This is a genomic window from Otoolea muris, from assembly GCF_943193115.1.
GTDB classification, from domain to species: Bacteria; Bacillota; Clostridia; order Lachnospirales; family Lachnospiraceae; genus Otoolea; species Otoolea muris.
This window is the reverse complement of sequence record NZ_CALPCY010000027.1, coordinates 56,622-67,859: the sequence shown is the minus strand read 5'-3', so window position 1 is coordinate 67,859 and position 11,238 is coordinate 56,622. Positions and strand designations below refer to the sequence as shown.

The following is an 11,238-nucleotide window of genomic DNA, read 5'->3' as shown; positions in this document are numbered from 1 at the left end:
AAGCTGTTTGAGATAGAAAAGGAACTGGAGGGCCTTCCCCCGGAACAGAAGAAAAAGGAACGGATCAACCGCGAGAAACCGCTTCTCGAGGCTTTTTGGTCATGGGCAGAGCTAAACTCTGCCGGGGAACTGCCAAAGTCGAAGCTCCATACAGCTTTCCGGTATGCCCTGAACAACCGGCAGGAATTTTTTAATTATCTTGAAGATGGGAACTGTTCCATTAGTAATTCCCTTGCGGAGAATTGTATCCGCCCCTTTGTGATCGGCCGGAAGAACTGGCTGTTTGCGGGAAGTCCGAAGGGCGCTGCTGCAAGCGCAGGGATCTATACCCTGGTCGAAACAGCGAAAGCCAATGGCCTGGATGCAATGAAATACATCAAATATATCCTGTCAGATATGCCGGGGAGTACATTTCTTGAGAATCCGGAATATCTGGATGACTATCTACCATGGTACAGGAACGGCGCCGATGACCACTGCCCTTTTATTATAGAGGGTTGGTGATTATTTTTCTATCCACTATCTTATTTGACGCTTACTATTTAACCACTAAAAATTGGGTGAAAATGGCTCTCGTTGTGTCAAATCAGGTCAAACTATATCAGCTTGTTTTTGTATAAGAAAACCCCGGAAAACCTTGATTTTCCGGGGTTTTTGAGCAATTTTGATACGCTCCTGCCAGCCGATTAACGCTTGCTGAACTGCGGAGCGCGACGGGCCGCTTTGAGGCCGTACTTCTTTCTCTCTTTCATTCTCGGATCGCGCGTTAAATAACCGGATTTCTTAAGAACCGGTCTGTAATCAGCGTCAGCCTGAAGAAGCGCTCTGGCAATGCCATGTCTCACTGCGCCGGCCTGACCTGTAAAGCCGCCGCCGCGTACATTTACCAGCACATCAAATTTATCGGTTGTCTCCGTCGCAACAAGCGGCTGGCGGACAACCACCTTTAAGGTCTCTAATCCAAAATAGTCGTCAATATCTCTCTTGTTTACCGTAATCTTCCCGCTTCCCGGTACAAGGTATACTCTGGCAATTGATTTTTTTCTTCTGCCTGTTCCGTAAAATTTGTTAGCCACTGTAATTTCCTCCTTCCAGCACCTTTAATTAAAATTTGAACTCTAAAGCTTCCGGCTTCTGCGCCGCCTGCTCATGCTCCGGACCCGCATAAACATGAAGCTTCTTAATCATGCTTCTTCCTAAAGGTCCTTTGGGAAGCATTCCCCTTACTGCTAACTCCATTACCTTCTCCGGCTTTTTGGCCATCATCTCTTTTAATGTAGTCTCCTTCATGCCGCCCACATAGTCAGAATGATTATAATAAACCTTCTGGGCCAGCTTCTTACCGGTTACCTTGACATGCTCCGCATTGACTACGATAACATAATCTCCGCAATCCATATGAGGCGTATAAATCGGTTTGTTCTTTCCTCTTAATATAGATGCGATCTCTGATGCCAGACGTCCTAATGTATATCCTGTAGCGTCAACTACGTACCATTTTCTCTCAATCGTTGCTGGACTAGCCATAAAGCTCTTCATTGGTTGACCTCCTGTTTTATTTCACATATTTGAGATTAACTATATCATGAAATGCCTGTTCCGGGGCTTTGGTCAGACATTATCAACTGATGTCACAGTTATACATTATAGTACACTCAGCCGGACGTGTCAACCATTTTTCCCTTTAAAATCAAGGGTTTTTTCATAAATAGAAAGAGTTCGGACAACCCGAACCAATGTCATTAAGTTAAGGGACAGAATGTCGACAATCCTGATTACAGGCGGCGCCGATAAAGTAAAACTCCGGGCTGTACAGCATCTGAGCGTCCCTTCTGACCAGGATAATGCCATTTAGACAAAAAATGTGTATGACAAACAAGACAGACGGATATCTGCCTTTCAAAAGGGGGAATATGGCCCTGAGATATCCTTACTTAAGCAGCGCGGTAACAGAAATATTTCGGTTTTCTGAAATGCGCCGTTTTAAAACGCTTAAACTGACGCCCGTCCCGGACCGGGAGCAATTTCCTCAGAAGCAGCCGCATCATATTAATAGAATCCGCCTCTGTTGCCAGACGCAGATAGATTCTGCATAGATGGGCCGCTTTCGTAAAGTTGACTTATGTACTCTCGGAATCTCGCTGTGCCTGATTTTGTGAGATGATTTTTTGTCAGATGTGCACAAATTTATGAGGCGTACGTGGAGCGTACGTTGATTAAATTTGGGTGCATCTGGCGGAAAATCAGCCGCAAAAGCAGGTGCAGAGAGATTCCGAGAGTACATACTTTATGGCAGGAGGGCATGTAAGTCCACAAGAGGGCAGAAGGAATGTCGGGGGCCATCCTAAAAAATCAAGGGTCTCACAGCAGGTATTGGAAGAGCCCTGTGAGACAAGGTAAGACATGAGCAAGGAGGGAGAAATCTTGCGTGTGCGGGAGAAATCTCTTCCCGATTTATATACAAAAGAAGAGATGCGGGAAGAAACATTTTCAAGGGAAGAGTTAAATGCGGCTTTCAGTTGATGATGAAACATAGAAAGAACCTCCTTAAATCAGAATGGATTGAATCTCTGATTTAAGGGGCCGCCCTTGTTACCTTATAAAGCGATCAGTAACAAGGGCGGCCGCAGATTTCTGAAATAGCCGCGAAGCGATTGCCGCACACCGAAAATGGCAGCGCCGCAGATTTCCCTGCCTGCACTGCCATTTCTTCTATTCGTTTTCCTTTAAATTAGCGCACGCCCGCTGTTCTGCCTTCGGATTTTCCGAATGTGAAATAGTGATCTACATATGCATCCCACTTATCACCAAATGCAGCCTGCAGATCCGGATATGCATTGCGGTATGCAACTACATTCAGAACCTTGCTTCCGTTTCTTCCCTCTTTCAGGCCAAACGTCATGTAATGACGGTACAGCGCTCTCTCATTGTATCCAAACGCCTCCTTTAGATCCGGATAGCTGTCTGCATAATACTCTGCGTCAAAAACATCGCTCACTCTTGTCACATTCTTCGCGAACGCGTTGAACGGACATAACACCTGGATTGCCATTGCCGCTGCCACGATAGCGGCTGCCTTCTTACCGTTTTTCTTGAACATTGTCTGTTCCTCCTCCTTTTTCGTTTATATTCTCACTTTACAATAAAACCTGATAAAGCAAAAATATCATTACTCCGTCCTGAATTTGTCAAAAATATCATTTAAGCTGTCTCAATGCAAGTTTATTTTGTCTCAGAACTTATAATATATTATACCTCACTACCCCCCCCCCGGTCAATAGTTTTTACTATTTTCTTACGATAAACGAATTTTTTTCAGATTAACTTAATATTCCAAAAACGCCAAAATTATCCGCAACGGACATTTCCCTTTTCGCCTCAGAGCGTATTTAAAATAAGAATAGGGTGCAGGCATGGCGTCCCATACTTACACCCCGACAGTATCATTTTACGCATATCATAGCTGTTCAAAGGCTGCCTGAACAACTGCATCTTACGGATTTTTCTCAAAAAAGCCATCGATTCTGGCCCTGATCTCCGCATGGCTCAGGGTTTTCAGTAAATATCCGGACGGCCCTAATGCCAGCACTCCTTTCACACTGTCCGCATCATCTCTTGCAGTCAGGAAAATAACCGGAATGTCTGCCGATGACTTCCCGGAACGAAGCAGCTCCAGCGCCTGCTTTCCGTTGCAGACTGGCATATCATAATCCAGGAGGATCAGATCCGGCTTGTTCAGGGTTACGGTCCGGATCGCCGCCATGCCGTTGTCAGTCGTAGAAACCTCGTAATCCCAGCCCAACAGATTCTTCAGTCCCTGCCGCATCGTTGCAGAATCATCTACCACCAGAATCTTCTTCCGCAAAGCTTTGGCTTCCTCCTCTTCCTGTTTCTGGACATAGCGGGCCACCTCGTCCAGGGCATTTTCCTTGTTGATGGATGTCGCCACTGAGTCCTGAACCTGATCCGGTGTCAGAATGCAATAGGCAAAATACCCCTCGCCTGTATCAAACAGCAGACTGGCCATCCGCTTTCGCGTTTCAAATACCTTCTCAAACTGATCATAGGAGAGAAGATTCTCTTCCACCAGTGTGCTGCTTTCCCCTTTCATGAAGACTTTCATGACGCGCCCTGCAAACCGCTGCATAGCATATCTGGCATTGTGGATCAACGCGGCGCTCAGTTTCCCTGACTTGTTTGCCACAACCTCGCCGATGGTTCTGCATAAAAGCCTTTCCTCAAATGCCAGAAGGATCTCCGATCTTTTTTCTTCCTTTCCGCTTTGGTAAACCAGACGGTAATAGACCCCGGTTCCGAATTTTTCCCCATTGTAGGCATCGCTGATCATCTCCGGTTTTACAAGGAACATCCGGTACATCAACTGGGTAATAGCCTTTTTGACTGAGATAATCTCCCCGTCCTCCAGAAGATCCACCCACACGCTTCCCTGTTTTCCCGTAATCGACTGATCCTCCATGGTGGTATGCCCGATCAGCCACCCGGCGCAGACTCCCAGGAAATGGTCAATCGTCTCCGGCGAATAGTCCGCCTCTTTCAGCTCCCGTTCCAGCGCCGGGAGAGTGTTTTCCCGAAATCCTTTATGTAAGCGGCGGTGCAGTTCGAGTCCATCGTAATCAATCGAGGCCATATATGCCTCTTCATTCGCAAAATGATTCAGCGCATGCTCCTTGATCAACTCAATTCCCTTCCGGCATGCCCGCCGGCTGTTTTTTCCGGCGATCCATCCGCTTTTTTTCTGTGTCAGAAGAAAGAGATCGTTGATACCCTCAAAAAGCTGCCGATGCTCCTTATCAATGGTTTCCACACCGATGTTAAACTCCTCTTTCCATACAAATTGAGCGCTCATATGACTTTCTGCCGTTCCGAATACTTATATCTGGATCATCAACACTGTAATTTGGTTGTCCCCTTCTTTTCTTCGGATAATAATATCCGGCAGTCTCTCCTTTCCTGTTTTTAAAATATTTTCCCGGCCTTTGTTTCACCCCGGACAGACCCTGTTCTTCCTGATTGACATTCCGCCGGCGCTGACAGTCTATTGCCTCCTGAAACGGCTCAGGAAGCCGGGGCGGCTAAGCTCCAAAACATACGGGAATTTTTGTCATTATATAACACTTTTTCCAGTGATTCAAGATATTTATCAGGCAATTGCCCGGGCGTCTCCTTAACCCCGGCTTTAAGCCGTCTCATTCATCTTGGTCAGCTTTGCCGCCTGGTCGGCTGCGATCAGGCTGTCTATAATCTCATACAGCTCTCCGTCCATAACCGAATCAATCTTATACAAGGTCAGCTTGATCCTATGCTCGGTCACCCGCCCCTGCGGGAAATTGTAGGTGCGGATCTTCTCAGAGCGGTCCCCGGTGCCGATCTGGCTCCGGCGCGCCTCGGCCTCCTCGCTCTGGCGGCGCTCCAGCTCCATGTCATAGAGCTTGGACCGAAGCAGGCGGAACGCCTTTTCCTTATTCTGAAGCTGTGATTTCTCCGTCTGGCTGTAGATCACGATGCCGGTTGGAATGTGTGTCAGACGGACAGCGGAGTCCGTGGTATTGACGCACTGGCCGCCATTTCCCGACGCGCGCATCACATCGATCCGGATATCCTTATCGTCAATAACCACATCCACATCCTCTGCCTCGGGTATGATGGCCACCGTCGCGGTAGACGTGTGGATGCGCCCGCCGGATTCTGTTTCCGGCACACGCTGTACGCGGTGAACGCCGCTTTCATACTTAAGTTTTGAGTACGCGCCCTGGCCGTTGAGCATAAAGACCACTTCCTTAAAGCCGCCGATCCCATTCTCATTCACGCTGACCAGCTCCGTTTTCCAGCGGTTCCGCTCCGCAAAGCGGACATACATCCGGTAAAGCTCTGAGGCAAAAAGGGCCGCCTCGTCGCCGCCCGCGCCTGCGCGGATCTCCACAATCACGTTCTTATCATCATTCGGATCCCTGGGAAGCAGGAGAACTTTGAGCTGCTGGCTCAGATCCTCAATCCGCTTTTTGGCATTGCTTAACTCCTCCTTGGCCATCTCGCGCAGCTCCTCGTCGCTTTCCTCCTCCAGAAGCGCCACGCTGTCCTCCGCATCCTGCTTCGCCTTTTTGTAATCCCTGTACGCCTCCACAATCGGGGCCAGATCCGCCTGCTCCTTCATCAGCTTGCGGAATCTGTTCGGATCCGACGCCACATCCGGGCTGTTAAGCTCCTGCATCAGCTCCTCATATCGAATCACCAAATCATCCAGTCTGTCAAACATAGGACACCTCCTCTATCGGTTCCATCGGGCCTTCACCACGCGGTCAAGTCCCGCACTGTCCTGAATCGTCTCAATCCGGCCAAAACCGGCAATCCTCAAAATACGCCTCACCCGCTCCGCCTGATCATACCCGATCTCAAACAGCACCGCTCCCCCTCTTGTAAGATGCTTGCTGCACTCAAGCGCCAGCACCCGGTAAAAATGCAGCCCGTCCTCCTGCCCGTCCAGGGCAAGTCTTGGCTCATAATCCCGCACCTCCGGCTCCAGCTCTTCAATTACATTCGTCGGGATATACGGCGGATTCGCCACGATCACATCAAAACATGCATCCCGATCCATATCGCGGAACAGATTGCTCTCCAGCAGAACCATCCGGCGCTCACGAATCCCGGACGCCCCGCCCGGCTGGCCGTTCAGGGCTTTCAGCGATCCTGCCTTTGCCGCTGTCTGCCGATCCGCCAGATACGTTTTAAGCTCATATCGCCAGGGCGTCTCCGACACCAGAAAAGACTCCGAGCGGACCGTTCCCCTCTGAATCAGAAATAAGCGCTTGGCATTCTTTTTGGCCACCTTAAGCGCCTCTCTGGAAATATCCGCCGCCGTTACAATCCTGTAACCGCCCAAAACCGCCAGGCTGACCGCGATGCAGCCCGATCCGGTACACATATCCAGAACCGAAAGCTCCTTATCCGGAAATTCCCGCAAAACCGCCTCCACCAGAGTTTCCGTATCCTGCCTCGGAATCAGCACATGCTCATTCACCGAAAACGTCATTCCCATAAAATCCTGATTTCCCAGGATCTGCTGCAGGGGAATGCGTTTTGCCCTTTTTTCTATATTACTGCAATAAACCTCATACCCCTTTGCCAGGCGCCCCTCCGGAACCGGCCGGTTTTGTTCCATATAATAATACGCCCTGTCGATTCCGAACGCCTTTGACAGAAGATACCACGCGTCCAGATCCGCCTCCCCTATCCCGGCCCGGGCAAGCGTCCTGCTTCCCGCCTCCAGAAGGCCGCGCCAGGCGGGAAGCTCTTCCTCTCGTTGCATCAAGCTCATACCTCCGTCTCCGGAAAATTCTCCTTTAAATAGGTCTTCCAGTCAAACACAGACTCCGTAGCCGCAATCGCCACCTCAATCATCGAGTCATCCGGCTCCTTTGTCGTCAGTCCCTGCATCCACAGCCCCGGCCGGCTGACCAGATCCATCCATTTGGAATTGCTCCGCCCCGCCAGCTGCAAAATCTCATAGGAAACGCCTGCGATCACCGGAATCAGCACGATCCGGCTCAGCATCCGAAGCCCGATCGATTCAATCCGGATCACCATAAAAAACAATATACTGATGACCATGACAATCAAAAGAAAGCTCGTACCGCACCGCTTATGCTCCTTGGAGCTTTCCCTCACATGCTCAACCGTCAGCGGATGCCCGTGCTCCACACAGTTAATACATTTGTGCTCCGCCCCGTGGTACATAAAAGTGCGCCTGATATCCTCCATGCGTGAAACGAGCTTAATATAGATAATAAATATCGCAATCCGCAAAAAACCTTCCAGAACCGCCATCACGTACTCTGACCGGATAAAGCTCCGGCACAGATTGGCCACAGCCAGAGGAAGCACCATAAAAACCGCGATCGCCATCAAAAATGACAAAACCATCACCACGGCCATAATCGCCCCTTCCAGCTTTTCCCCAAACAGACGATCAAGCGCTTTCTCAAAACGCCCCGGCTCCGTCTCCTCATCGTCCTCAAAAAAGCTTGCGGAATACGTCAGCGTCCGCATCCCCAGGATCATCGAATCCGCAAAGCGGAACACGCCCCTTATAAAAGGAAGCGACAAAAACGCAGCCTTTTTCGTAATGCTTACATATCTGTCCTTTTTTACCTCAATCTCACCGTCAGGCCGGCGAACCGCCACCGCATAATCATCGCGGTTCATCATCATGATTCCTTCAATCACAGCCTGACCGCCAATTCCCGAATATTTCATTTCCGCTTACTCCCAAAGCAGCGCGCCGCAAAAGGCCCGCTGCCGCATAAATAAAAAGGTTGAGTTTAATGTCGCCACTAAAACCCAACCTTTACCTCGTTCAAACTTATTTGTCTGCGTTAATGCCATACTTACGGTTGAACTTATCAATACGTCCACGAGCCGCGGCTGTCTTCTGCTGACCTGTGTAGAACGAATGGCACTTGGAACAAACCTCCACATGAATATCCTGTTTGGTAGAGCCTGTCACAAATTCATTTCCGCAGTTGCAAACTACCTTTGCCTGATAATAGGCTGGATGGATTCCCTCTTTCATATTTTCACCTCTCTGTAATTATTCTTGTGCGATTTCCGACCGCTTTTTATATACTGCCGCGGTGTTTTTGCGGCATTCTTTCGCAAGCCTAATTAGTATAGCATACAAGGGGTTTATTTGCAAGCGGTTTTTGCGGGTTGGATTGGGTTTGCTTTAGATTAAGTTTGCCAGATGTGATCGCAAAAGGCCGCCAGCGCCAGCTTCCATATCCAACGAAACCCCGCTCCCGCTCGGAGAAAAGCGCAGCGGACGCTAAGCTCGAAAAGACCTCGCTAAGCGCCGGCGGTTTTCTACGGGTTTCTTATGGATATGGAAGCTGGCGCTGGCTGTGTGATCGGCGGGCCAAACAAACAAATCTCAAAAAAACAGGAGTGCCGGAAGCACTCCCATTTTCTAAACCCTCTTGCAAAATTCGCAATATTGGTTTATAATCAGTTTAGAAACCGTGGGATATTGGTACGTCCGACGGTTGGCAATCGGAAACGAGTAAACTGTTATTAAAAATTAACTGGTTACAGGCTGCCCTCTATTGCAGTAGAGGGCAGTCTTTTTCGTTACTTGCGGTTGTTTCTGTTGTCTAAGGAACTGTTAAGAAATAACTTTTCAATAGTGCGCAGGATTTTTCTTCGATAGTGCTGCTCAAAAATCAGGCGCATAGTGGGCTATGTAACTGATTTTTGAGCAGCACTATCGGAGAAAAAGACAAGCAATATGAAAAGTTATTTCTTGACAGTTCCTAAGTATGTTAATGCTGTAAAAATGACCATAAGCAATGTAAGTATTTCAAGCGTGTTCATACCGACCTCCTTTCCGTTTCCGGAAAGGACAACCACAGACTACCCCTACTTGTTCTAATCTGACTAAAAGAATTATAGCACGTTATGTCCGATTATTCTATAAAAAGATTTGTATTTGCTAACATAAAAAATAACGAATCCATGTTGACAAGAGGAGAATCCCTGAATTGTAAGACAACACAGCCCGGGATTCTCCTCTATATTTTTAGAATTAATATGTAGTACAGTAAAGCATTATTTTAATTAGGCACTCGTACCGATATATATATCTTTTAATCAATTGCTTATCATACAGTGTCAAATTTGAGTAATTGGGGTGATCCAATTCATTCCATGCTTCAGAAATCCAATATTTTAGAATTGCAGAAGCGAATCTTTTTGCCTGCCTTTTTTCCATTTGCCTCTTTCGCATATGATTTTCTCCTTGTTTAAAATAAATTGTACTTAAATCAAGTTCATTTTTAGCATTATATCACAAAATGTACTTAAAATAAACTTAAATTTCAAAATGGAGGAAACATCACTTGGAAAAGGACAAACATCTGGGCTTAAGGATAGATAGTGATACACACCACAAGCTGAAACTCCTGTCAGAATATGAAGGACGATCGATCAATGGGCAGATTCTTTATCTCATCAGGCAATCTATATTAGAACATGAGAAAAAACACGGAAAAATTGAATAACATGCTATCCGTCCACAATCTTCCGACTGCGCTTTTTTCAGACAAAAGCGCAGTTGCATCTGATTCAAAGCCTGTTCCCGGGCTTTCTTCGCCCTTCTGACAAACCCTAACCCATCTCTTCTGACAAAATGCACAAAAAACCTGTTCTCTTCTTCGCTTATCCACACTATCCACACCTTTTCCACAAACATTATCAAAAAGTTATTCACATCCTATCTTGTCCATTTTAAAGGAAAAAACAGTTATGCACCAAGTTATCCACATTATCCACATTTTTTTAATGTTTATCACCAGCTTTCAACACCCGTTTTTCCCCACTGAAATTTTTGTATATATGTCATAAACTTTCAAATTTCGCCAAAAAATACAAGCATTTCCCTTGACAAAAAAGAAATGAATCAACACGGCCGGGCCACACTAATTTAAAATTATCGCAAAAAATTCCGAATAATTGTCTTAACAATTTTGCGGCCTGTCTTGAATTTTACACCCAAAAGTGCTATACTAAATATATCCCAAAAAAAGGAGCGATGATTATGCGTTATAAGATTACTGGAAGAAATATCGAGGTTACACCGGCGCTCAAGGCGGCTGTTGAGGACAAGATCGGCAAGCTGGAGCGGTACTTTAACCAAGACACAGAGGCGGTTATCACCTTAAGCGTCGAAAAGGACCGCCAGAAGATCGAAGTTACCATCCCTGTCAAGGGCACGATCATTCGTGCCGAGCAGCACAGCAATGACATGTATGTATCCATTGATCTGGTGGAAGAAATCATTGAACGTCAGCTCAAAAAATATAAGAATAAGATCATAGACAAAAAACAGGCGGCCGTCGCCTTCTCCGATCTCTTTATAAATGAGGACTATGAAGCCGACGACGGTATAGAGATAGTAAAAGTGAAAAAATTTGCCATGAAACCCATGGATCCCGAAGAAGCCTGCGTACAGATGGAGCTTCTGGGACATGCCTTCTACGTATTCCTGAACTCCGAAACCGAGCAGGTCAATGTCGTATACAAGAGAAAAGGCAATACGTACGGCTTAATTGAACCCGAGTTTTAACGGAACCCGCCCCAGCGTTTGGCCCGGAGGGCCTGCTGCCCGCGGCTGCCCCGCTGTATTCACAGAAACGCCCCGCTTTTGGCAGCGTTTGAACCGTAACCAAA

General features: G+C 47.3%; 10 protein-coding genes. 2 read left to right on the top strand and 8 right to left on the bottom strand.

The window, feature by feature from the left end; translation table 11 throughout:
• A partial coding sequence (locus NFS31_RS16085; RefSeq protein WP_251497150.1) for an IS66 family transposase occupies nucleotides 1-504 on the top strand: 504 nt, incomplete at its 5' end.
• Between the two features lie 182 nt (nucleotides 505-686).
• On the opposite strand, the gene rpsI is transcribed toward NFS31_RS16085, so the two are convergent.
• The 8 genes from rpsI to rpmE all read right to left on the bottom strand — a co-directional run bounded on the left by rpsI (nucleotide 687) and on the right by rpmE (nucleotide 8,587).
• Nucleotides 687-1,076, bottom strand: a complete 390-nt coding sequence (gene rpsI / locus NFS31_RS16080) for a 30S ribosomal protein S9 (protein ID WP_160225789.1) — start codon at nucleotides 1,074-1,076, stop codon at nucleotides 687-689.
• Nucleotides 1,077-1,104: 28 nt separating this feature from the next.
• Nucleotides 1,105-1,539 (bottom strand): 50S ribosomal protein L13, encoded by a 435-nt coding sequence (rplM, locus tag NFS31_RS16075; RefSeq protein ID WP_251497146.1) that lies wholly within the window; start codon nucleotides 1,537-1,539, stop codon nucleotides 1,105-1,107.
• A gap of 1,192 nt (nucleotides 1,540-2,731) precedes the next feature.
• Nucleotides 2,732-3,100 (bottom strand): hypothetical protein, encoded by a 369-nt coding sequence (locus NFS31_RS16070; RefSeq protein ID WP_251497143.1) that lies wholly within the window; start codon nucleotides 3,098-3,100, stop codon nucleotides 2,732-2,734.
• A gap of 393 nt (nucleotides 3,101-3,493) precedes the next feature.
• Nucleotides 3,494-4,867: a response regulator gene (locus tag NFS31_RS16065; RefSeq protein ID WP_251497140.1), complete on the bottom strand. Its 1,374-nt coding sequence runs from the start codon at nucleotides 4,865-4,867 to the stop codon at nucleotides 3,494-3,496.
• Between the two features lie 330 nt (nucleotides 4,868-5,197).
• Complete coding sequence (prfA, locus tag NFS31_RS16060) at nucleotides 5,198-6,274, bottom strand: peptide chain release factor 1 (RefSeq protein ID WP_251497137.1); 1,077 nt, start codon at nucleotides 6,272-6,274, stop codon at nucleotides 5,198-5,200.
• A gap of 12 nt (nucleotides 6,275-6,286) precedes the next feature.
• The gene (locus tag NFS31_RS16055) at nucleotides 6,287-7,333 is read right to left on the bottom strand and encodes a N5-glutamine methyltransferase family protein (protein WP_251497134.1); all 1,047 of its coding nucleotides are present in this window, start codon (nucleotides 7,331-7,333) and stop codon (nucleotides 6,287-6,289) included.
• A complete protein-coding gene (locus NFS31_RS16050) occupies nucleotides 7,330-8,271 on the bottom strand; it encodes a DUF1385 domain-containing protein (RefSeq protein ID WP_251497131.1) in 942 nt (313 codons plus the stop codon). Before NFS31_RS16050 ends, NFS31_RS16055 begins: the two co-directional genes overlap by 4 nt.
• A gap of 106 nt (nucleotides 8,272-8,377) precedes the next feature.
• Nucleotides 8,378-8,587, bottom strand: coding sequence for a 50S ribosomal protein L31 (gene rpmE, locus NFS31_RS16045; RefSeq protein WP_160225795.1), 210 nt, complete (start codon nucleotides 8,585-8,587; stop codon nucleotides 8,378-8,380).
• Nucleotides 8,588-10,606: 2,019 nt separating this feature from the next.
• Between rpmE and hpf the strand changes: the two genes are divergently transcribed.
• Complete coding sequence (gene hpf, locus NFS31_RS16040) at nucleotides 10,607-11,134, top strand: ribosome hibernation-promoting factor, HPF/YfiA family (RefSeq protein WP_251497128.1); 528 nt, start codon at nucleotides 10,607-10,609, stop codon at nucleotides 11,132-11,134.
• Nucleotides 11,135-11,238: the final 104 nt, after the last annotated feature.

Bases quoted from the DNA above. Each gene is read 5' to 3' on its own strand.
- hpf (WP_251497128.1), top strand. From the start codon at position 10,607: ATGCGTTATAAGATTACTGGAAGAAATATCGAGGTTACACCGGCGCTC.
- rplM (WP_251497146.1), bottom strand. From the start codon at position 1,539: ATGAAGAGCTTTATGGCTAGTCCAGCAACGATTGAGAGAAAATGGTAC.
- prfA (WP_251497137.1), bottom strand. From the start codon at position 6,274: ATGTTTGACAGACTGGATGATTTGGTGATTCGATATGAGGAGCTGATG.
- rpmE (WP_160225795.1), bottom strand. From the start codon at position 8,587: ATGAAAGAGGGAATCCATCCAGCCTATTATCAGGCAAAGGTAGTTTGC.
- NFS31_RS16070 (WP_251497143.1), bottom strand. From the start codon at position 3,100: ATGTTCAAGAAAAACGGTAAGAAGGCAGCCGCTATCGTGGCAGCGGCA.
- NFS31_RS16065 (WP_251497140.1), bottom strand. From the start codon at position 4,867: ATGAGCGCTCAATTTGTATGGAAAGAGGAGTTTAACATCGGTGTGGAA.
- NFS31_RS16055 (WP_251497134.1), bottom strand. From the start codon at position 7,333: ATGAGCTTGATGCAACGAGAGGAAGAGCTTCCCGCCTGGCGCGGCCTT.
- NFS31_RS16050 (WP_251497131.1), bottom strand. From the start codon at position 8,271: ATGAAATATTCGGGAATTGGCGGTCAGGCTGTGATTGAAGGAATCATG.